General features: G+C 35.6%; 20 protein-coding genes and 1 tRNA gene. 10 read left to right on the forward strand and 11 right to left on the reverse strand.

Translation table 11 applies throughout. The features are described from left to right. Positions 1–37: 37 nt before the first annotated feature. From BUA03_RS12380 to BUA03_RS12390, 3 genes are all read right to left on the reverse strand, one after another. Positions 38–1813, reverse strand: a complete 1776-nt coding sequence (locus tag BUA03_RS12380; RefSeq protein ID WP_066082619.1) for a cytochrome-c peroxidase — start codon at positions 1811–1813, stop codon at positions 38–40. Between the two features lie 93 nt (positions 1814–1906). Further along, complete coding sequence (locus BUA03_RS12385) at positions 1907–3355, reverse strand: PhoX family protein (protein ID WP_066082620.1); 1449 nt, start codon at positions 3353–3355, stop codon at positions 1907–1909. Between the two features lie 185 nt (positions 3356–3540). Beyond that, positions 3541–4422 carry a PPK2 family polyphosphate kinase gene (locus BUA03_RS12390; protein WP_066082621.1) on the reverse strand — a complete coding sequence of 294 codons (882 nt, stop codon included), beginning with the start codon at positions 4420–4422 and terminating at the stop codon, positions 3541–3543. 138 nt (positions 4423–4560) lie between these two features. Here BUA03_RS12390 and BUA03_RS12395 point away from each other — a divergent pair, with 138 nt between their 5' ends. The 3 genes from BUA03_RS12395 to BUA03_RS12405 all read left to right on the forward strand — a co-directional run bounded on the left by BUA03_RS12395 (position 4561) and on the right by BUA03_RS12405 (position 8285). Then, a complete protein-coding gene (locus BUA03_RS12395) occupies positions 4561–5412 on the forward strand; it encodes a DUF6929 family protein (protein WP_066082622.1) in 852 nt (283 codons plus the stop codon). 76 nt (positions 5413–5488) lie between these two features. Then, entirely contained in the window at positions 5489–7357 is a 1869-nt protein-coding gene (locus BUA03_RS12400) for a M61 family metallopeptidase (protein WP_066082623.1), read from the forward strand. A gap of 217 nt (positions 7358–7574) precedes the next feature. Then, positions 7575–8285, forward strand: a complete 711-nt coding sequence (locus tag BUA03_RS12405) for a DUF4369 domain-containing protein (protein ID WP_066082624.1) — start codon at positions 7575–7577, stop codon at positions 8283–8285. 137 nt (positions 8286–8422) lie between these two features. Here BUA03_RS12405 and BUA03_RS12410 read toward each other — a convergent pair whose 3' ends face one another. The 6 genes from BUA03_RS12410 to idi form a co-directional block, all read right to left on the reverse strand. Further along, complete coding sequence (locus BUA03_RS12410; RefSeq protein WP_066082625.1) at positions 8423–8887, reverse strand: hypothetical protein; 465 nt, start codon at positions 8885–8887, stop codon at positions 8423–8425. Positions 8888–9022: 135 nt separating this feature from the next. Next, positions 9023–9096, reverse strand: a tRNA-Thr gene (locus tag BUA03_RS12415). A 78-nt stretch (positions 9097–9174) separates the two neighbouring features. Then, complete coding sequence (locus tag BUA03_RS12420) at positions 9175–9441, reverse strand: hypothetical protein (RefSeq protein ID WP_066082626.1); 267 nt, start codon at positions 9439–9441, stop codon at positions 9175–9177. 496 nt (positions 9442–9937) lie between these two features. Then, positions 9938–10396: a peroxiredoxin gene (locus BUA03_RS12425; RefSeq protein WP_066082627.1), complete on the reverse strand. Its 459-nt coding sequence runs from the start codon at positions 10394–10396 to the stop codon at positions 9938–9940. Continuing rightward, positions 10396–10806 carry a 6-pyruvoyl trahydropterin synthase family protein gene (locus BUA03_RS12430; RefSeq protein WP_066082628.1) on the reverse strand — a complete coding sequence of 137 codons (411 nt, stop codon included), beginning with the start codon at positions 10804–10806 and terminating at the stop codon, positions 10396–10398. The genes BUA03_RS12425 and BUA03_RS12430 overlap by 1 nt, the downstream gene beginning before the upstream one ends. A 13-nt stretch (positions 10807–10819) precedes the next feature. Continuing rightward, positions 10820–11380, reverse strand: a complete 561-nt coding sequence (gene idi, locus BUA03_RS12435; RefSeq protein WP_066082629.1) for an isopentenyl-diphosphate Delta-isomerase — start codon at positions 11378–11380, stop codon at positions 10820–10822. 166 nt (positions 11381–11546) lie between these two features. Between idi and BUA03_RS12440 the strand changes: the two genes are divergently transcribed. The 6 genes from BUA03_RS12440 (at position 11547) to BUA03_RS12460 (ending at position 16549) form a co-directional block, all read left to right on the forward strand. Continuing rightward, positions 11547–12008 carry a GNAT family N-acetyltransferase gene (locus BUA03_RS12440; RefSeq protein ID WP_066082630.1) on the forward strand — a complete coding sequence of 154 codons (462 nt, stop codon included), beginning with the start codon at positions 11547–11549 and terminating at the stop codon, positions 12006–12008. Positions 12009–12315: 307 nt separating this feature from the next. Further along, on the forward strand, positions 12316–13635 hold the full coding sequence (locus BUA03_RS12445; protein ID WP_066082631.1) for an amidohydrolase: 1320 nt from the start codon (positions 12316–12318) through the stop codon (positions 13633–13635). 423 nt (positions 13636–14058) lie between these two features. Beyond that, a complete protein-coding gene (locus BUA03_RS12450) occupies positions 14059–14844 on the forward strand; it encodes a CHAD domain-containing protein (RefSeq protein ID WP_066082632.1) in 786 nt (261 codons plus the stop codon). A 72-nt stretch (positions 14845–14916) separates the two neighbouring features. Then, positions 14917–15285 carry a glycoside hydrolase family protein gene (locus BUA03_RS16965; RefSeq protein ID WP_245792643.1) on the forward strand — a complete coding sequence of 123 codons (369 nt, stop codon included), beginning with the start codon at positions 14917–14919 and terminating at the stop codon, positions 15283–15285. Continuing rightward, positions 15282–16022: a glycoside hydrolase family 130 protein gene (locus BUA03_RS16970; RefSeq protein WP_245792645.1), complete on the forward strand. Its 741-nt coding sequence runs from the start codon at positions 15282–15284 to the stop codon at positions 16020–16022. The genes BUA03_RS16965 and BUA03_RS16970 overlap by 4 nt, the downstream gene beginning before the upstream one ends. A gap of 41 nt (positions 16023–16063) precedes the next feature. Further along, on the forward strand, positions 16064–16549 hold the full coding sequence (locus tag BUA03_RS12460; protein ID WP_066082633.1) for a nuclear transport factor 2 family protein: 486 nt from the start codon (positions 16064–16066) through the stop codon (positions 16547–16549). A 63-nt stretch (positions 16550–16612) separates the two neighbouring features. Here BUA03_RS12460 and BUA03_RS12465 read toward each other — a convergent pair whose 3' ends face one another. Further along, positions 16613–18175: an NAD(P)/FAD-dependent oxidoreductase gene (locus BUA03_RS12465; RefSeq protein WP_066082634.1), complete on the reverse strand. Its 1563-nt coding sequence runs from the start codon at positions 18173–18175 to the stop codon at positions 16613–16615. Positions 18176–18390: 215 nt separating this feature from the next. Here BUA03_RS12465 and BUA03_RS12470 point away from each other — a divergent pair, with 215 nt between their 5' ends. Then, positions 18391–18630 carry a hypothetical protein gene (locus BUA03_RS12470; protein WP_066082635.1) on the forward strand — a complete coding sequence of 80 codons (240 nt, stop codon included), beginning with the start codon at positions 18391–18393 and terminating at the stop codon, positions 18628–18630. A 76-nt stretch (positions 18631–18706) separates the two neighbouring features. Here the strand turns inward: BUA03_RS12470 and recQ are convergent, their stop codons facing one another. Beyond that, the gene (recQ, locus tag BUA03_RS12475) at positions 18707–20902 is read right to left on the reverse strand and encodes a DNA helicase RecQ (protein ID WP_066082636.1); all 2196 of its coding nucleotides are present in this window, start codon (positions 20900–20902) and stop codon (positions 18707–18709) included. Positions 20903–20938 lie beyond the last annotated feature (36 nt).

Here is a 20938-nt window from a genome sequence, read left to right on the forward strand (position 1 = left end):
TAAAAAATGCGCTGAAATTCAGCGCATTTTTTGTTTATTACAACGAATACTTTTTATCTGTCAAGGTTCGCATAAAGGCTATGAGCTGTTTTTTTTCTAGTTCTGTCAAATTGAGTTTGTCCTCGGGCAATGTTTGATTGGGTAAATTAAAACCCAACCCGTTCCCACCACCATCATTATAAAAATCAATTACTTCTTCTAGTGTTTTAAAAACACCATTATGCATGTATGGCGCCGTCAATTCCACGTTTCTAATCGTTGGTGTTTTGAAAGAATTGCGATGAATCTCCGCTTTAGTTAAATCAAATTTTCCTAAATCAGCATCTACGTTTTTGTATTGGTTTGGAACTCCCAAAACTTCGCTTTCTGACTTCATAAAACTCGGTGGTACAGTCCCGTTTGTCAATGGAATAAAATGGCATGTAGCGCATTTTGCCTTTCCAGCAAATAAATTAAAACCCGCAACTTCATTCCAATCAAACTTTTCATCACCACGCATATAGGCATCAAACTTGGCATCATATGTACTCAGTGATCTGATGTAAGACGCCAATGCGTTCTTGATCCCAAATTCATCTATTTCTTTATTAGGGAATGCCGTTTGAAACTTCGCAACATAACTCACATTATTTTTTAAAGCTAAAACCGATTGTACTAAAGAGCCGTGCATTTCATTTTCATTTTTGATAACCGCTACAGCTTGATCTTCCAGATAATTGACTCTGGAATCATAGAAAAATACGCGCTGAAATGCAATATGAGCCAGTGTGGGTGTATTTCTTTTTACTAAAGATTTACCATCTAATGCCATGGCTTTTTCCAAACCATCCGTAAATGCTTTTTCTGAATGATGACACGAGGCACATGCACGAGAATTATCTCCTGATAAAACAGGATCATTAAACAATAATTTCCCTAATGCTATTTTATCTGGCGTTGTTTCATAATCTGGAAATGCAGAGAAAGCCTCCACGTCAAAAGCATTCGAATCAAAAAGTGTTTTTGCGGTTGTTTTTAGTCCTCTTGTCTCTTTCAAGAAAGGAATTTTTAAGAGGACTTGTGTTTTATGTAAACCGATGCTTAGCGGATTAGCAATTTTGCGAATAAAAAAAGCACGGTCAAAGGCATTAAACGAGGAATTGTTTTTTAAATACTGCTTTCCATCTTCTAGTGTAGTTAAAACCTGCTGCAAAGATGCATCCTCTGAATTAGCTGCATAAATTTTATAATATTTTTCAATACTTTCTAGCGCTGCTTGTGCTTCCGGAATTGATTGTTGCGCAATTGGGGAATCAAATCCAGTTATTCCCAGCGTTATAATTCTAAAAACTTCCAAACGCATCGCATCAAAAACATGCGCATCTGTGAATTCATTTGTTTTTGACACTTTGACCAAGCGCTTTAAGTTTGCTGATAGAATACCCATTTCCGTTAGCAATGTAGCTTTTAACTTTGCATTATATTCGGGGAAAATAAATTCTTCAATCACTTGAAATCCTTCAGGAGGCAACGTCTTTTTATCGTTTTCTTCAAATTCTGCTAAGGCTGGCCCATTTATAGCTTTGGCAACCGCAGGAAAATAATATTCACTAATAGTCTCCACTTGCTTGTAACTGGAGTGTGCTTGCAAAAATTGTTGTTGGAGTACCGCTGTTGCAGCATTCGACTTTAATAAATGTTCCAGTTTAGAAACCTCTTCTATAACTTTTAGAATATCGGCTTTATATACCTTATTTATCGCTTCATGCTTCGGAATAGCTTTTTGGCAAGAGACCAATACGATAAGAACCAATAAAATACAACTGTTTTTCATGATAAAGGGGGAGTAATTTAAAAATTATAAATAGCAAAAACCACGGTTCCTAAAAATTGAAACCGTGGCTACTTGCAATTATTTGATTGGTATTTATCGAGCTAATCCTTTGATCAAAACGATTTGACTTGCCTGATCTTCATTTGGACGATTTGTTCCTCCATCCACTCCTTTATACTTTGTCCCTCTCCAAGTGTGAGGTTGAACGCTCAGTAAAAAAGTATCATCAATTCCTACTTGTTCGGACACATCAATCATGGCTCCGTATTCCCAATCTCCAAATTTACTTATTCCTCCAACATTATACTTAGCCGCATCAATAGCGGTACGACGGTGGTCTAACTCTACCACTACTTTCAATTGTTTCGTCGCCATATTGTACTGATAAATGTAGGCGTCGTGCGTTTCATCACCATATCCATTGGCATCTTCCTGAACATAAACGTAATTTTTTGTCACGCAGATATTATCTGGATTTTGAAATTTTCCTGCAATTCCGGTGCGATCATCGCCATCAAGAAGTACTTGAAGGGTTCCAGCCAAAGGATTGTTTGCCTCTAAATTCAGTTTGTATACTCTACCATATTTTGTTCTGGAAGCATCTGCATTATTTCCAGTAGTGTTTTGTCCTGTAACATTAAAGTAAATTTCTCTTGCTCCTGCATCCGAACCTTTTTTATAATCCAAGTCCTCTACTCTGCCAAATTTGATTCCTTTCAATGTATTTACAGCGGCATTGATAGCAGCTCCAGTCATTGTGGTGTGGTTTTCAATTTTTACAAAAGAAACACCATAGGATTGATTCACAACCATATCTTTTTCTCTCTGATTGTCGTTTGTTCTTTTCATCATGTACAGAGCGCCATTTGTTAAATCTCCAACAGTATTTGAAACATACATAAATAGTTGACCTCCATAGGTTCCTGAATCATCATCCCCAATTACAATCACAGTTTTACCTGCAAAGGCTGACGCTTTTAATGGCAATGCATTTTCAGCACTAATTCTCCCTAAAGCAGGTAACTCCTTAGAAACTGATGCTGATGCAACATCTGCAAACGGATTTATACCATGCGTACGAGATTCCTCACCAGATTCTCCACAAGTCAAAAATAAGGGACCAAAACCATGTTCAGCTACAGTTGCCATCGTAGCGCCACATAATCTCCAAGTACCTCCATTAGAATTCAATAAATATTCTCCTTTTGTTGGTTTGAATGTTTGGTCCAAAGTGACTCTTGATACCGCAAAATTGTCCTCGTGATTTACCAAAAAAGTAAAAGTCCCATCCGCATTTTTAAGTAATCCTGATCCATCCGCAGAACCTCCAAAAACAAAATTTGGACTTCCTACCAAAACATCATCTGAAGTGATTAGTGAAAAAAGTTCTACGTTTTCAAAACCCGGTTGCTTTTTCAACAACACCGGAGTTACGGATTGATTTGCTAAAACAACACTCGTTGTTTGACTAGAAGATTTAGAATCATTCTCACAGGAGAATAATGATGCTAAAAATAACATTGGTAAAATAGTTCTTTTCATTTTGGTTGTTTGTTTAAATTTTAAGCAAAGTAATGCCGTGAATTTAAACTCTGAATGAATTGAACATTAACAAAAAGCTAAGAGTTGCCTGTTTTTTAAAGCATTAAAAACAATAAATTTACATCCTAACCGTATCATAATAAAATCATAAACTTCAAGTAACTTTCGTCCAGAAATTAATTAAATCAAACCTCTTTCTTCAATATTTCCTTATACATTTCAATATTCGCTTTGACTTTTTCATCCATTTTTGGCTCTTGGATATCCGTGTATTGCTGCATTTCTTCCCAAATAATTTTACCTACAATATAACGCGCCATTTCCTTATCATCAGCGGGAACGACATACCAAGGTGCTTTTTCTGTAGAGGTGTTATTTATTGCCTCTTCGTAATAATGCATGTATTCATCCCAATGTTCTCGTTCTTTTAAATCTCCTGTGGAGAATTTCCAATTGTGTTTTCCCTCTTCTAACCGCCGCAACAATCGTTGTCTTTGCTCTTCCTTGCTCAAATGCAGAAAGAACTTCAACACGATAACTCCGTTTTGGGTAATGTGCTTCTCAAAATTCCTAATTTGTTCCATGCGGTCGTTCCAGAACTGAGGTGTAATATCCGCTACCGTTTCTATCCCAGGCAAATTTTCATTCAGGATATATTCAGGATGTACCCTCGTAACTAAAACATTCTCATAATGGGTCCTGTTAAAAATAGTAAATTTTCCTTTTTCGGGCAAAGCCAAATAATGGCGCCATAAGTAATCATGTTCCAGTTCTGCAGAATGAGGCGTTTTAAAACTGTGCACTACTACTCCACGGGAATTGAATCCTTTAAAAACTTCGCGTATCAAACTGTCCTTTCCTGAAGTATCCATTCCTTGCAAACAAATCAAAACACCGTACCGATTGTGCGCATACATTACGTCCTGTAATTCGCTCAATTTATTACTTACGCTTTCTAACTTGTCTTCTTTTTTATCATCACTTGCTCCACTATCTAAATTGGTTGGTAATGTTGACAATTCAATGGGACTCACGGCTTTAAAATCGTTGGGATTTATAGACTTCATAAGAAATAATTTATCTTTACTCCTCAAATATAGTAAATTATAATAAGCCTATTCCAGCTGTACTCTTGTATCTTTCCTTTTTTAAAATAAAAAAGAGAAAAGATTAGGATTAGGGACTCTTTTATATAACACGTACAAATGGAAAAATTTACATTGGAACAACTGTTTCGAATCAGCGGAATTGGGGCTGCATCGGGACTGATTTACAAAGACAATGTGCTACTGATTATTGGTGATAACAGCAGCTATGTCTATGAATATTTCATGGATTCTCAAAATTTAAAGCGCCATCCATTACTGGAAAATCCATCCGAAAATATTCTTAAAAAGGAAAAACCAGATTTTGAAGCCATAACGACTTGTGGCCACAGCATTTATGTTTTGGGTTCGGGTTCTACCGAAAAAAGAAACAAAATGGTGCAAATCAATGTTGCCGATAAAAAAATAGTAGCTACAAATGACATCGCAGATTTGTATACAATCCTGCAAAATTCTGCAGAAATAAAAGCCGAAGATTTTAATATCGAAGGTGCAATTTATAATGGAAAGAGTTGGTATTTATTCAACCGTGGCAATGGAAGTTCCAATAAGAATATCCTTTTCGCACTACACGGAGAACTACTAACAACCCAACTTACTGTTCTATCTTACGCCTATCAACTACCCACTATAAACGGAGTTCAAACCAGTTTCACTGATGGAATTCTAGTAGAAAACACCATTTATTTTTTGGCCACAGCCGAAGATACTATCTCTACTTATCATGACGGCGAAGTATTAGGAAGCCTAATTGGAAGCATTGATTTGAAAACTATGAGAATTAAGTTTACAAAAAAAATCAGTGATAGTCATAAATTTGAAGGCCTAACAGTATATACCCATTCTAAAGAAAAAATTGAATTCCTATTGTGTGAAGATAAAGATACCGATATTTTGGAAACTGACATTTATAAACTAAGTCTCGACTTGGACTGCGCTACGATCAATTAAGACGGCTTGAAAAATTTCTCTGAAGTGTAACAATTGTTCAGTAACAGAGTCTAACAACTAAAAATAAATAAGACCAATGAAAAGAATATTTTTTGCATTAGCATTTGCATCCGTTTTTTGGAGCTGCAAAACTACCGGAACAGGCACGACGATGTCAAAACCAGCTATGGAAAAAGTGGCTGTTACTATCGATTTAAACGATGTTAAAGAGGATAAGGTTATGGTTACTGTTACATCCCCTAAAATAAGCAGGGATGAAGTGACCTACAGCGTTCCTAAAATTGTCCCTGGAACCTATTCTGTCGATGATTATGGGAAATACATTGAAGATTTCAAAGCATTTGATAACAACGGCACTTTACTTTCAACGACCAAAACAGATGAGAATACTTGGACCATCAAAAATGCGAAAACACTAGCAAAAGTCACCTACCTTGTTAACGATACTTTTGACACTGAAAAAGGAAGTGGTTTTGGAAATGCTGATATTTTTTCACCTGCTGGAACAAATATTGATGCTGGTAAAAATTTTATGCTCAATATGCATGGTTTCGTAGGCTATTTTCAAGATAAAAAAGACCTTCCGTACACCGTATGTATTTCACATCCTGAAACACTTTGGGGAGCTACATCAATGACCGACATGGATGCAAGCATTACAAATGATTTATTTACGACAGCGCGTTACGCAGAATTGGTCGAAAATCCAATTATGTATGCTAAACCGGACTACACCACTTTTACAGTGGATGGTATGGAAATCTTAATTGGTGTCTACTCCCCAACTGGAAAAGTAACTGCTGAAAGTATAACTCCAGAAATGAAAACGATGATGACGGCTCAGAAAACGTTTTTAGGAAAAATCAACGCTACAAAAAAATACAGTGTTTTATTGTATTTATCAAGCATGACTCCTACTGATGCCAAAGGATTTGGAGCCTTAGAGCACCCAACGGCAACTACCGTAGTATTGCCGGAAATGATGCCAAAGGAAGAATTAGTAAAATCAATGCAAGATGTGGTTTCGCATGAATTTTTCCATATTGTAACCCCATTGTCGATTCATTCTAAAGAAATTCATTATTTTGATTATAACGCTCCAAAAATGTCACAACACTTATGGATGTATGAAGGAGTTACGGAGTATTTCGCTAATCTTTTTCAAATCAATCAAGGATTGATTACCGAAGAAGAGTTCTACACTCGCATGTCTGAAAAAATTGAGCATGCAAATGCGATGAATGATACCCTGCCATTCACAACGATGAGTGCTAATGTTTTGATAGCACCTTATAAAGAACAGTATTTGAACGTTTATGAAAAAGGAGCTCTTATAGGAATGTGCCTAGACATCATCATTAGAGAAAAAAGTAACGGTCAAAGAGGAATTCTTGATTTGATGCAAAAATTAACTAATGAATACGGTGCTGCTAAACCTTTTAATGATGAGGAGCTTTTTGCTAAAATCACATCATTAACGTATCCTGAAGTTGGGACTTTTTTAACAACTTACGTTTCTGGAACTAGTCCAATTCCGTATTACACCTACCTGTCCAAAGTAGGAGTTACAAAATCCATGAAGCAAGTAGCAGGGAATGTATTCTTAAAAGGACAATCACCATACATAACGGTAGACCAACAAACAAAAGAAATTATCGTGATTCCAGCAATAGAATTAAACGATTTTTATAAAAATTTAGGAATAAAAGGCGGTGATATTTTAGTATCCATCAATGATAAAGCATACTCTCTAGATAACATCTACGAAATGATTGCTGTCAGCCAAACTTGGAAAGAAAACGACGCGATCTCAATTAAAATAAAACGAGACGGTAAAGAACAAGTGATTAAAGGCACAGTAAAACTTCCTTACGAAGAAAAAGAAGGACTGAACGCTACTGATGCAACAAAAATGACCTTAAAAGAAGCTTGGCTTAAAGCATAAACCAAAATATAAATTGAGAAATCCCAATGTAGCAATAGATTGGGATTTTTTTTGTGAAATTTGGAAGCATAACTAAATTCTTTCCAACAATTTTCTTTATTTTGCGGCCAAATCTAAACACTATTGAAATCGGCATGATTTAATTCAGAAGCTCCGGCACAAATCATAAAAACAAGTACGAAGTCATGCTCCAAAAAAAAACAAATTTTACCTTCCCATGAAAAAATCAATTATTGCATTCGTTGCACTTTTATTATTATCCGCGTGTAACAAAAACGAATCTAAAGGCAACGTACACATTACTGGAAATATCAAAGGATTAAAAAAAGGAACGTTGTATATTCAACGAATTGTGGATACAGCATTGGTTGCCATTGACACCATCAATATCGATGGCAAAGCTACTTTTGAAAGTAATCTAAATTTGGAATCACCTGAAATGCTTTATTTGTTTCTAGACCGCGGTGTTAGTAATTCTCTTGACAATAATCTTTCTTTCTTTGCTGAACCAGGAGCTATAACTATTGAAACTAGCTTGGACCACTATTTATCAGACGCAAAAATTACAGGTTCAAAAAACAATGAGATATTTGAAGAATATAAAAAAATTAACACGCGTTTCACAGATGAAAACTTAACGTTAATTGAGAAAAAATTTAATGCCATCAAAAATCAAAACTTAAAAGCAGTTGACAGTATCAATGCCAAACAAGATTCAAACATAAAAAGGAAATATTTATTTGCTACTAACTTCGCCTTAAACAATAGAAACTACGAAGTTTCCCCATATATTGCTTTATCTGAAATTTACGATATTAATGTAAAGTATTTAGACACCATTCAAAAAGCAATGTCCCCAAAAGTGGCAAAATCACTGTATGGTAAGAAACTGACAGCGTATGTTACTAGTGTAAAAAATCAAAAATAAATCCTTTTCTTTTTTTTTAAAGTATAAAAAAAACCATCTTGTCATTCGCAAGATGGTTTTTTGTTACAACAAATAAGAGGGTATAAACCTAATGGAATTAAAGCATCAATCCCTTAGGTTACAGTATATCCTATTTTCTATGTGTTAGTATAGGCAATTCCAGTTATTATCATTCCCACAAGCATTAAAAGGTAGAGCGAAAAAACAACTACTGTCATAATTCCAATATACTTGTAATGTGATTTTAAATATCCTAAAGAGATTGTCAAAGTTTCGGAATCATTATTTTTAATTGCTGCCTTAGCCTTCGTTGCAAATTTATTTAAGTAATAGACTGGAAAGAAATAGAGAACAGCTAAAAGGATGTAAACAAAAGCCATTATAATGCCAAAGGACGAACCCATCATTCCCATAGCAGGATTTATTTTCCCCATTGCAGAAAATAGCGTTCCGGCAAATAAAGCAGCCAAAATAATAAAACCAATTCCTATGTACCCTAGAATGGATAAAAAATAGGCCCATTTTGCCGTTTCCTTTAAAAAGTCTTTCGCGGACTCATTTAGTTTCATTTCGAAACTTTCACTTACTGAATGCTCTTCCATAATTATTTTATGTTTAGGTTAGATTTCAAATTTAACAAAAAAATTATGACATATCAACAAAAAGAAGAGGCAATTAATAATTTCACACCCTAAAACAAAAAACCACCTAACAAAAGTTAGGTGGTTTTATTAAAGAGCCGGCGGAGGGACTCGAACCCACGACCTGCTGATTACAAATCAGCTGCTCTAGCCAACTGAGCTACGCTGGCGACTCATTACGGGTGCAAATATAAGTCTGAATTTCTGTTTTCCAAAACAAATTCAAACTTTTTTTGCTTTTTTTTTGACTACAAATCGTTGATTTTGGCAATCAATTGATTAGCAGTTTGTTCCAATTCAACATTGATTTGTTTGAAGTGTGCTTTTTTATCTTCTACCTTTTTTGCATTCACTTTTGTGATCAAAGCGTCAAAAGCGGCGATAGCTTCGTCGATTAAATCATTTGTTTCCGTTGTTGGTTTTCCTGTAGTAGAAATTTCGAACAAGTAAACTGCTTCAATAATATCTCCTAAAACGTAGTTGATGTCTTTTTTTAAATTCTTAATGTTTGCCATTTTTATTTTTTTAAAATTTGAATTTTAATTTGCGTCTGCAAAAGTACACATAATCTTTCTATTACCGACTATGAAATGTAAATTTCTAAAATTGAAGCTTCTCCTTTGAGAATGAAGACATTCCTTCCCTTTGAAATCAAAACAGGAATCGGTTTGCAATAGTTTTCTGTTTCGTTCTCACATTCCAATTCTAAGCCATTATAAAGTATATCCTTTTTTTACTATTTGATAGCTCGCAGTACTTCCTACAAAACCGTGAAATCAGGACCAAGATAGGAGCTGTATACCTAAATGTATTGATGATATCTATTTCCAGAATAGTTAATTTGCTTCTCTAACATGATAAACAATCGTTTCAACTAGGAAATAAATAGGTATTTCTCCTGCAGTTCAAAAAGCATTACTATTTCAAATACTTTCGATTAATCCGTAATATACTCTAGAAATCAATCGAATCAAAAAAATAGTGATCAACAACTGTCTCAAGTAAGAGATCTTAGATCGCTAATTTTTTGATTGCTTGTAGTGCTTTAGGAATGTGTTTTGTAGCCAGCATACTGTCGAAAATCATTTGAATAATTCCATTTTTATCGGTTACATAGGTTACTCTTCCTGGAAGCAAACCAAACATACCAGTAGGAACTCCAAACAATTTTCTAATTTTTTTATCATAATCTGACAAAAGAATAAAGGGTAACTTATATTGCTTACTAAACTTTAGATGCGATGCTACACTATCACTACTAATCCCTATAACTTCAGCACCCAAATCTTTAAAATCTTCATATTGATCCCTAAAACTGCAGGCTTGTGTAGTACAACCTGGCGTATTGTCTTTAGGATAAAAATAAATAACTAAGGGTTTTTGTCCCACAATGTTTTGACTGTCAAAATCAATTCCATCTGCATCTTTTGCCGTAAATTTAGGGATTTTGTCCCCTACTTTTAGTTCCATTATTCTCCTTTATACGTTACAAAATTTCGAGGTGTTTCGTATAGAACTACTTCTAATTCAAATTCTGACTTTATTTTTTTTCTGATCTTGTTCCAAATCACAACTACTATATTTTCAGCTGTTGGATTTAAATCTTGAAATTCGGGAACGTCTAAATTTAAGTTTTTATGATCAAATTGATTCTCAACATCCTCTTTGATTATATCACTTAAAAACTTCACATCCATAACATAGCCGGTTTCAGGATCAATCTCACCCGTTACGCTGACTATCAGTTCATAATTATGTCCATGGAAATTAGGATTATTACACTTCCCAAAAATCGCATCGTTTTGTTCAAAACTCCAATCTTTCCTGTGCAATCTGTGTGCCGCATTAAAATGGGCTTTTCTCGAAATGGTAACTTTCATATAATAGAATGATTTAGGTATTATGCTTTCCCTCTTCTGAAGAAAGAGGGCTTTTATGTTCTTCCAAAAAATGATAAAACTCTTCAAAAATGATTTTAAACCAAATAGTATATACTAAAGGATGAAGCTCCATATCCTTTTTGACATCCACAATTTTCATCCATTTCCAACTTTCAACTTCCTCCGGATTGATAACGGGCTCTCCATTATAATACCCTATCATCACGTGATCCAGCTCATGTTCTGTCAAGCCGTTATCAAAAGGAGCTTTATAGATAAAATGAAACAGTTCCTTAAGTTCTGTTTTAAAGCCCATTTCTTCAAATAATCGTCGGCTTCCGGCTTGAATATTTGTTTCTCCCTCACGCTGATGACTGCAACACGTATTGGTCCACAACAAAGGGGAATGGTATTTTTGACCTGCCCGCTGTTGCAGCATGATTTCATTTTTACTATTCAAAACAAAGACAGAAAAGGCCCGATGTAACACCGCTTTTTCATGTGCTTCAAGCTTAGGCATAAGTCCTATTTGCTCGTCATTTTTATTAACTAAGATTACATTTTCTTCTATCATAGTGGTGAATTTCAGGTCAAAAATACAAAAAAGATAAATAGCGACAGGGGCTTTAACGTTCTCTTTCGATTTGTTGAAGTTGAATTATTAAAAAAATATCTAAATAAAATGATGCTACACCGTTCAAAATTCTGTTGTATTTTTATAAATATTTAAAAATTACACCATGTCTCCTATAACCATCAGAAAAGCACGCCATACCGACTTAGAGAAACTTCTTGTATTTGAACAAGGAATTATTACTGCCGAACGCCCTTACGACCCAACTTTAAAAGAAGATCCGATTCATTATTATGATATTGAAAAAATGATTGCTGCCCCTCATATAGAAGTATTGGTAGCTGAAATAAATGCAGAAATTATTGCCTCCGGATACGCTAGAATAGAGGCTTCAAAACCTTATTTGAATCACGAAACGTATGGATATCTTGGATTCATGTATACCGATCCTGATCACAGAGGAAAGGGAGTAAACGCGTCAATCATAAAAGCACTTAAATCTTGGTGTAACTTACACGAAGTGTTCGAACTTCAATTAGACGTTTACAGTGAAAATGCTTCAGCCATCAAGGCGTATGAAAAGGCAGGATTCAAAAAACACCTTGTAAATATGAGAATGATTTTATGAACCGTACGAATTCGTTCTTTCTAAATCAAAACCTCTTTTTATGCTGTCAAAATTTATAATCAAAACTTACTGTACTCATCTGTTTATTGTTACGTAGCAGTAGCACACAGATTCTTTAGGGATTTATATTTTCAGTGGAAAAAACTTTTCTTTTTAACATTTTTTCCAAGTGGAGTTTAGTTGTCTAAATACCAAAACTATAAACTATTAATTTATATATTTGTTTTTAACAAAATTTAGGTTTTTTTCCAAAAATCTAATTAAAATATGCATTTTAAGCATGTCATTCTTTACTAAAACACCACTCATGAAAAAAACATTCATTTCTGCAGTTCTATTTTCTTTCGCCTGTGTAGCTTCAGCACAAAACACCACCCTAAAAACTAAGATTAGCAAGAAAGCCGAGTCTTTAGAATCCAAAGTCATTTCATGGCGTAGGGACTTTCATCAAAATCCAGAATTAGGGAATAGAGAATTTAAAACCGCCGAAAAAATAGCGACACATTTACGCGCTTTAGGTATCGAAGTACAAACAGGAGTCGCTAAAACAGGAGTTGTTGGAATTTTAAAAGGAGGGAAACCCGGACCAGTTGTCGCCCTTAGAGCAGATATAGATGCCTTACCAATAAAGGAGCGGGTAGCTATTCCATTTGCTTCTAAAGTGGAAGGAGAATACAATCAAAAAGTAGTGCCAGTGATGCATGCGTGTGGACATGACACCCATATTGCTATTTTGATGGGAACTGCCGAAATTTTAGCTTCTATAAAAAGCGAATTAAAAGGGACTGTTAAATTTATTTTTCAACCCGCTGAAGAAGGTGCACCTGAAGGAGAAGAAGGAGGAGCAAAATTGATGGTAAAAGAAGGCGTTTTAGAAAATCCTAAAGTTGATGTTATTTTTGGACTACACATCAATGCCCAAACAGAAGTGGGCAAAATAAAATACCGTCCAAGGGGAACTATGGCAGCTTCGGATTGGTTCACGATTAAAATTAAAGGCAAACAAACACACGGTGCTTATCCATGGCTGGGTGTTGATCCAATCGTCACAGCTGCTCAAATTGTGATGGGAATCCAAACGATTGTAAGCCGAAATGTTAACATAACTGAGTCTGCTGCAGTTATTAGTGTGGGGCAAATCAACGCCGGAGTAAGAAGTAATGTTATTCCAGAGGAACTAATTATGACCGGTACCATTCGTTCGCTAGACCGCAAAGTGCAAGACATGATGCATTCCCGACTAAAACAAGTTGTAAATTCAATTGCTGAAAGTGCCGGAACCACAGCTGATATAACTATAACTAATCAAACTCTTATTACCTACAATGACCCATTATTGACAGAAAAAATGGTTCCCACACTGGAAGCAACTGCTGGCAAAGAGAACGTCTCTATTACACCTGCCGTAACTGGCGCAGAAGACTTTTCCTATTTTCAGGAAAAGATTCCAGGGCTGTACTTTTTTCTTGGTGGCGCTCCTAAAGGCAAGGCCATTTCAGAAACTGCCCCTCATCATACGCCCGATTTCTATATCGATGAAAGTGGTTTTGTATTAGGAATGAAGGCGTTGTCTGACCTAACAGTAGATTACATGGAAATGAATAGTAAAATAAATAACACCAACTAGGAATTGGTATTATTAGGATGAATTTTGTCAAAGCAAGTAATTGTTTTACCTTCTTTAGCAAAAAGTGGTGCGGCTTCCTTACGCTAAAAAAGTTTTCGTAGCTTGTCTAAAATCAGGATGGTACGCACCGCCCGACCAAAAGTCAAAAAGTTCAAAATACGCGTGCGACTAGTTTAGTAAAGACCCAATTGTAGTAGCAATACAAAATCAATTAGCACAGCAACCGATAACAAATTTTCTCTTTTTCAACTCTTGTTGGATTTTATTTTTAACTATAATAACAATTTGATTTTAAACACCATAATCATTTTATTCTATGGTTTTTCATTAAATTTACTTCACTATTTTTAGCTAACCTTTCATTAGGGAAAATCTAAGGATAGGCCCTACGATTCGTAAAATTACCAACTCAAGTTCCACAAAATGAAAGTACTTGAAACCTATTTTAATAACCATAAAAGTGCTGTAAACCGCCTATTGGAAACAGCACCTGTAGTTTATACTGTCGAAACTTTCCATGAACTACGGGTTGAACTTAAAAGATTTAAGGCATTATTTGAATTGGTTGCCTTTTGCTCAAAGACATTTAAACTTAAAAAAACCTTTGCACCATTTAAAATTATTTTTAAAAAAGCAGGAAAACTTAGGGAAATTCAAGTAGTTCAAGCTATTCTAGAACAGCAGCCCAATTTTCATTTAATCAAAAGCTATTCCTATCGCTTAAAGAAACGAGAGGAGAGAGAACGAAAAGACTTCTTTTCAATTGCCAATACGCGCTTCATCAAAAAGTTAAAACAAAAGTATCCCATGATCATTCGTTTTCTTAAAAAAACAAGGTCAAAGAAAACGAATCGATATTTGAACAAAATCAGCAAGGAGAAAAAAAAAATAATTAGTAGGAACGCTTTTAAAAAGAAACAAATTCATGCCTTTCGGAAAAGATTAAAAGTACATGGATACAATACAAAAATCTTTGATTTAAATCATCAAAGTAAACTAGTTCCTGAAAAGATTACGCTAACGGATATGCTTGGAGAATGGCATGATTATGAAATGGTCATTCATTTTTTAAAAAAGGCTGTTAAGTCCAATAAGACAATTCCAAGGGAAACGAAACAACTAGAAGCAACCAAAAAACTAGTACTTTTAAAAAGCGAATTGTTATTCAATAAAATAAATCGAACTTTACCCTATCACACTCTTGTATAACTATTAGAGACTACGAAACACTACTAACTGCGGGAATCAGGCGGTTCCTCCTTCTTTAACTTTACAAACATTATGAAACTAACCATTACACTGTTATTAGTAGTAATTCTAGATGGTTGCGGCAGTGTTTCAGAATACCGCTTGGAAACTAAAACAAAGGATTGGGCGGTGCTCCACTTTCTAAAAGTAGACAGCCTCAACTCTATTTTGGAACCTGAATTCCATCAAGTTTTTCAATCTCCAATCAGTAACAAACAAGTACATTGGGAAGAACGAAATGTACTGAATCCCTCTGTAATTGTCAAAAACGGAAAGGCATATCTCATTTACAGAGCACAAGACAAAGACCTGACATCAAAACTGGGACTGACCATTAACGATGACGGACTTCATTTTAAAAAACAACCACTGCCTATATTCTACCCAGCAACGATACGATGAAAAAGTACGAATGGCAAGGTGGCGTTGAGGAAACACGAATTATAGAAAGTGAGAATGGCACATACATCATGACCTATATTTCTTTCGATGGTAAAATTGCCCGACTTTGTTTAGCCAGCTCAAAAGATTTATACACCTGGACCAAACACGGCTTAATTATAAAGGAAGAAAAATACAAAGATTTACGGTCTCAATCTGGTGCTATCGTTTGTAAATTAGCCGGCAACAAGATAATCGCTGCAAAAATAAAAGGCAAATATTGGATGTATTTTGGGGATACTGATTTGTATCTATTATATTACGAAGATCTCATCCATTGGAACGTTGCAGAAAATGATGAAAATAGAAAAATGATTACCATTTTAAATCCTCGCATGGGGTTTTTCGATAGCCGTTTAGTTGAACGCGGCCCTCTTGCTTTGGTACAGAAAGAAGGTATTCTACTAATTTATAATGATAGCAACGCCGCTAATTATAATGATTCAAATTTGCCTAAATTCACTATTGCTGTAAGTCAAGCCCTTTTTGACAAAGAAAACCCCTATAAGTTTATAGACCGAATGGACGATTATTTTAGTCATCCAGACAAACCCTATGAACAAACAGGCGAGGTAAATGAAGTGTACTTTGTTGAAGGCTTGGTTTATTTTAAAAAAAAAATAGTTTCTGTATTATGGAACTGCCGATTCATAAATTGCCGTTGCTGTAAAAAAACAAAAGAAATAGTTGCCATTTGACCAAAACCAATTACAAACCTATCCTCTCAAAAATAATTATTATGAAACAAGACGGCTACAAAATTCATTTATTTTTATATTTAATTGTTGCTTTAGTATATTTTAATGCTGCTACTGCACAAGAAAAAAAAGTTGCACCAACATCCGCTGCACTCTATAAGGAAATCGAACAAATGGATGCGATTATGTTTGAAGCATTCAACAATAAAGATTTGGAAAAATTCAAGTCTCTATTTACGGAAGATTTAGAATGGTTTCAAGACAATGGGGGATTGCTTTCGTATGAAACCGTTTTTACCAATTTTTCGACTATGTTTAAAAATGAAAATAAACTCACCCGAAAACTAATCAAAGGAACTCTGGAGGTTCATCCAATTAAAGACTATGGAGCAATTGAAATCGGCGTTCACGAATTTCGCCATGTTGAAAATGGAATAGAAGAAATTGGCACATTTAAATTTCTTATGATTTGGAAGAAACAAGACACGCAATGGAAAATAGCTCGAGTCATCAGTTACGATCATTAAGTCTATTCCTTATTGTGGGTATTTTGATTTATTTTACAGTGCAAAATTCCTAATTCCAGTCTTTTATTTGTTCAAAATCGCACCAATCATCAAAGCGCATTTTTCTCCATCAATGGCAGCAGATATAATTCCGCCCGCGTAACCAGCACCTTCTCCACACGGATACAATCCTTTTATTTGGACATGTTCGTATGTCAATGGATCTCTAGGAATACGCACCGGCGAAGATGTTCTGGATTCAGGTGCATGAAGAACAGCTTCATTTGTTAAATAACCTCGCATGGATTTCCCAAATTCGGTAAATCCTTCTCGTAAAATCTGACTTAAAAAACCAGGAAAAACTTGCCCCATTTCTACCGAAGTGGTTCCTGGAACATAAGAGGTTTTAGGAATATCCGCTGATACTTTGTTTTGAGTAAAATCAATCATCCGCTGTGCTGGTACTTTTTGAGTTTCTCCAGCTAAATGCCACGCGCGTTGCTCGATACTTTTTTGGAATTCCATTCCGGCCAAAGCACCAAATTTGGCAAATGGTTTAAAATCTTCTAATTTCAATTCGATTACAATTCCAGAATTGGCCGTCGCCTGATCCCTTTTTGATGGTGACCAACCGTTCGTCACTACTTCGCCTGGACTCGTAGCACAAGGCGCTATAACACCACCGGGGCACATACAAAACGAATACATTCCGCGACCATTAACCTGCTTCACAATAGAATAAGGTGCTGGAGGTAAATGTTCACCACGGTAATCGCAACTGTACTGAATGCTATCGATTAAAGATTGTGGGTGCTCCGCTCTAACGCCCAAGGCAAAAGGCTTAGCTTCTATGAAAACTTTCTTTCTATCCAATAATTCAAAAATATCACGAGCTGAATGTCCTGTAGCCAGAATGATTTTACGAGCAAGAATCGTGTCTCCTTTTTGAGTAACGATTCCCTGAACTTCATTGTTTTTTATTAAAATATCTGTCAATCGGGTTTCAAACAAAACTTGTCCACCACATTCGATGATTTTCTCCCTAATATCCTGAATGATTTGTGGTAATTTATTAGTCCCAATATGAGGATGCGCTTCAATCATTATATCCTCCGAAGCCCCAAAAGCAACAAACAGTTCGAGAATCCGAGTGACATCACCACGCTTTTTAGAACGCGTGTACAACTTCCCGTCAGAATAGGTTCCCGCACCCCCTTCACCAAAACAATAATTAGAATCTTCATTCACGAGATGATCGACATTAATGGCTTTCAAATCGCGACGACGTCCACGAACCTCTTTTCCGCGTTCAATCACTACAGGTTTCAATCCCAACTCTATCAATTGCAAAGCAGCAAAAAGCCCTGCTGGTCCTGCCCCTATTACGATTACTTCTTGTGCGCTTGCCACATTTTTGTAATCAGGAAGTTGGATTTTGTTTTCCTGAAAAGGCTCTCCTTTTAAATATATCGCCACTTTCAAATTGATTTTAATCGCTTTCTGACGCGCATCTACAGAGCGTTTTAATATAGAAACATGCTGAATATTGGCTACCGAAACTTTGATTTGTTTCGATAAATAGTCTTTTAGCAACAATTCGTTTGTAGCTATTTCTGGAGTAACCTGTAATAAAAGTTCTTGAGGCATTGTCTTTGATTGTTCGATTTTTAGATTATCAGACGTTTAAAAGTGTCTTACATAATTCTGGTACAAAAGTAGTATTTTGAACTGACTTCTTCTCATTGAAAGAACAATCCGTTTTCAATTTTTAAAATTGACCTCTTTTCGAATTAGACTTTGTAACTTTGCCTCCTCAACACCAATAAACCTGATCATAGGCAACACACTAATCATATCGAAAAATGTCAAGAAAAATAAAATTAATTTGGGATTTCCGTGGGCCTGCTTCTGCAAAAACGGCAGAGCATCACGAAATTCATTTGAAAGAATACATCGCAATTGAAAAACTTGCTTTAAATATCACCGGTTTTGAGATTCAAAGCGAAATGCAAGCAATTGCTTTCATGGTGGTCACCGATGAAAATATGATTCAGGTTCGCGATGCTTTGAAGCCGCATCGAGGTGAAGTTTATGAGGGATAATTTCCAGCAAAAAAAATTCCAAATTACAATTAGGTTACGAATTGGAATTTGGAATTTCTATTATTGGAATTTTACTTTAATTCGCTACTTCACTAATGAATTTAATTCGCATCAAACGCAATTCGTCAAGATCATAATCTCCATCAAATTCTTTAAGTGCAGATTCTATATTATCAGATTCGGATTCCATAAAATAGTCATGAATTTCTTCTTGTTGGTCATCGTCCAACATATCGTCAATCCAGTATTTTATATTGAGTTTGGTTCCCGAATATACAATTTGTTCCATTTCTTTAATCAAAGCATCCATGTTGATTCCTTTGGCGGAAGCGATATCATCCAAAGACAATTTTCTATCGATATTTTGAATAATATAAAGCTTATTTACAGAATTAACTCCAGTGGATTTCACTACTAAATCTTCTGGACGGGTAATATCATTTTCGCTAACATAGCGGCTAATTAATTCTAAGAATTCCTTTCCGTATTTTTTTGCTTTTCCTTCGCCAACTCCATGAATATTAATCAGCTCTTCTTGAGACATAGGGTATTTCAAAGCCATATCTTCCAGTGAAGGATCTTGAAAAACCACAAATGGAGGAACGCCTACTTTTTTAGCTACTTTTTTTCGCAAATCACGCAACATTCCCATGAGAACTTCATCGGCGACTGCTGTAGATTTTGAAGCTGTTACAATCGCTTCGTCTACCGTTTCATTGTATTCATGATCCTCAGACATCATAAAAGATTGTGGTTTTTTAATAAAATCCAATCCTTTATCTGTGATTTTTACAATGCCATAGGTCTCAATATCCTTCGATAAAAACCCGGCGACTAATACTTGGCGCAATAAGGCCATCCAATATTTTTCATCATGACCTGCACCACATCCAAAAAAGGATTGTGCATCCGTTCTATGTGCTTTAATTACTGCATTTACGCGACCAATTAAAGTAAAGACAACTTCTTTAGATTTGTATAAATGTTTGGTATCCCGCACCACTTCTAACAGCTTTGCGACTTGTGCTTTGGCCTCTACTTTCGCTTTTGGATTGCGAATATTGTCATCCATATCAGCACCTTCGCCATGTACATCATCAAATTCCTCACCGAAATAATGCAGTAAAAATTTCCGTCTTGACATGGAAGTTTCGGCATAAGCCACAACCTCCTGTAATAAAGCGAAACCAATTTCCTGCTCAGCAACTGGTTTACCGGACATGAATTTCTCTAATTTTTCCACATCTTTATAGGAATAATAAGCTAAGCAATGCCCTTCTCCGCCGTCGCGACCAGCACGACCCGTTTCTTGGTAATAACTTTCCAACGATTTTGGAATGTCATGATGAATTACAAAGCGCACATCTGGTTTATCAATTCCCATTCCAAAAGCGATTGTAGCCACCACCACATCTACATCTTCCATCAAAAACATATCTTGATGTCTGGCTCGGGTTTTAGCATCTAATCCTGCGTGATAAGGCACAGCGCTTATGCCGTTTACTTGCAAAACTTCGGCAATAGCTTCCACTTTTTTGCGACTCAAACAATAAATAATTCCTGATTTCCCTTTGTGTTGTTTTATAAATCGAATAATATCCGATTCAATATTTTTTGTTTTTGTGCGAACTTCGTAGTATAAATTAGGTCTATTGAAAGAGGCTTTAAAAGTTGTAGCATCGGTCATATCCAAGTTTTTCAGAATATCTTCCTGCACTTTTGGTGTAGCCGTAGCAGTCAAACCTATAATGGCCACATCGCCAAGTTGCTTGATAATGTGTTTCAAATTTCGATATTCTGGTCTAAAATCATGTCCCCACTCTGAAATACAATGGGCTTCATCAATTGCTACAAAAGAAATGGTAACATTTTTAAGGAAATTAACATACTCCTCTTTAGTCAAAGACTCCGGAGCTACATAGAGCAACTTGGTCAATCCGGACGTGATGTCTTTTTTTACTTGCGTAATTTCAGTTTTAGTAAGGGAAGAGTTTAAAACATGAGCCACTCCGTTTTCAGAAGACAAACTTCGGATTGCGTCGACCTGATTTTTCATTAAAGCAATTAGGGGGGAAACGACTATGGCCGTTCCTTCTTGAATTAAGGCAGGCAATTGATAACAAAGCGATTTTCCTCCTCCAGTAGGCATAATCACAAATGTATTCTGTTGATTCAGTATACTTTTTATGACTTGTTCCTGCAATCCTTTAAATTGGCTAAAGCCAAAATACTTCTTTAATTCTTTGTGTATGTCAATTTCGTTTGGATTCATTCTTTATTATGTGGTATTTTGTATAAATTTGCGACA

It is taken from the genome of Flavobacterium fryxellicola (assembly GCF_900143245.1).
In the GTDB taxonomy this organism is placed as follows: Bacteria; Bacteroidota; Bacteroidia; order Flavobacteriales; family Flavobacteriaceae; genus Flavobacterium; species Flavobacterium fryxellicola.

Excerpts from the sequence above, each read along its gene's own strand:
- BUA03_RS12420 (WP_066082626.1), bottom strand. The coding sequence starts at position 9,441 with ATGGCAAACATTAAGAATTTAAAAAAAGACATCAACTACGTTTTAGGA.
- BUA03_RS12380 (WP_066082619.1), bottom strand. The coding sequence starts at position 1,813 with ATGAAAAACAGTTGTATTTTATTGGTTCTTATCGTATTGGTCTCTTGC.
- BUA03_RS12445 (WP_066082631.1), top strand. The coding sequence starts at position 12,316 with ATGAAAAAAACATTCATTTCTGCAGTTCTATTTTCTTTCGCCTGTGTA.
- BUA03_RS16965 (WP_245792643.1), top strand. The coding sequence starts at position 14,917 with ATGAAACTAACCATTACACTGTTATTAGTAGTAATTCTAGATGGTTGC.
- BUA03_RS12405 (WP_066082624.1), top strand. The coding sequence starts at position 7,575 with ATGAAAAAATCAATTATTGCATTCGTTGCACTTTTATTATTATCCGCG.
- BUA03_RS16970 (WP_245792645.1), top strand. The coding sequence starts at position 15,282 with ATGAAAAAGTACGAATGGCAAGGTGGCGTTGAGGAAACACGAATTATA.
- BUA03_RS12440 (WP_066082630.1), top strand. The coding sequence starts at position 11,547 with ATGTCTCCTATAACCATCAGAAAAGCACGCCATACCGACTTAGAGAAA.
- BUA03_RS12470 (WP_066082635.1), top strand. The coding sequence starts at position 18,391 with ATGTCAAGAAAAATAAAATTAATTTGGGATTTCCGTGGGCCTGCTTCT.
- idi (WP_066082629.1), bottom strand. The coding sequence starts at position 11,380 with ATGATAGAAGAAAATGTAATCTTAGTTAATAAAAATGACGAGCAAATA.
- BUA03_RS12430 (WP_066082628.1), bottom strand. The coding sequence starts at position 10,806 with ATGAAAGTTACCATTTCGAGAAAAGCCCATTTTAATGCGGCACACAGA.
- BUA03_RS12460 (WP_066082633.1), top strand. The coding sequence starts at position 16,064 with ATGAAACAAGACGGCTACAAAATTCATTTATTTTTATATTTAATTGTT.
- BUA03_RS12395 (WP_066082622.1), top strand. The coding sequence starts at position 4,561 with ATGGAAAAATTTACATTGGAACAACTGTTTCGAATCAGCGGAATTGGG.
- BUA03_RS12390 (WP_066082621.1), bottom strand. The coding sequence starts at position 4,422 with ATGAAGTCTATAAATCCCAACGATTTTAAAGCCGTGAGTCCCATTGAA.
- BUA03_RS12425 (WP_066082627.1), bottom strand. The coding sequence starts at position 10,396 with ATGGAACTAAAAGTAGGGGACAAAATCCCTAAATTTACGGCAAAAGAT.
- BUA03_RS12400 (WP_066082623.1), top strand. The coding sequence starts at position 5,489 with ATGAAAAGAATATTTTTTGCATTAGCATTTGCATCCGTTTTTTGGAGC.
- BUA03_RS12465 (WP_066082634.1), bottom strand. The coding sequence starts at position 18,175 with ATGCCTCAAGAACTTTTATTACAGGTTACTCCAGAAATAGCTACAAAC.
- BUA03_RS12385 (WP_066082620.1), bottom strand. The coding sequence starts at position 3,355 with ATGAAAAGAACTATTTTACCAATGTTATTTTTAGCATCATTATTCTCC.
- recQ (WP_066082636.1), bottom strand. The coding sequence starts at position 20,902 with ATGAATCCAAACGAAATTGACATACACAAAGAATTAAAGAAGTATTTT.
- BUA03_RS12410 (WP_066082625.1), bottom strand. The coding sequence starts at position 8,887 with ATGGAAGAGCATTCAGTAAGTGAAAGTTTCGAAATGAAACTAAATGAG.
- BUA03_RS12450 (WP_066082632.1), top strand. The coding sequence starts at position 14,059 with ATGAAAGTACTTGAAACCTATTTTAATAACCATAAAAGTGCTGTAAAC.